Genomic DNA, 266 nt, shown 5'->3' with positions numbered 1-266 from the left:
GTAACGCTGCTGCAATTCCGCGATTTTGATATTTTGGAGACACGGCTAAGCCTAATACACTTTGATGTCCACCGGTATTCGAATTGGTTTTGATTTCACTAAATAAATCATCTGTAATGTAGGCGGTTTCAATTACAGGTCCATTGATGAGACCTACAATGCCCCCCTCCTCTTCCGCCACAAAAAAACTATCCGGTATTTTTTCGATTCTCTTTTTAAAGGCCTCTTCTGACGCTGCCTCCGCTTTTAAGAAGCAACTATTTTCT

General features: G+C 41.4%; 1 protein-coding gene. It reads right to left on the bottom strand.

Going from position 1 to position 266, the window contains the following annotated elements:
* Positions 1 to 266 (bottom strand): GNAT family N-acetyltransferase (locus tag V7077_RS21410; protein WP_335505674.1); only part of this gene is annotated, 266 nt, incomplete at both ends.

It is taken from the genome of Neobacillus vireti (genome assembly GCF_036962465.1).
Classification (GTDB): domain Bacteria; phylum Bacillota; class Bacilli; order Bacillales; family Cytobacillaceae; genus Neobacillus; species Neobacillus vireti_B.
This window is presented reverse-complemented; position numbering and strand designations above follow the sequence as displayed.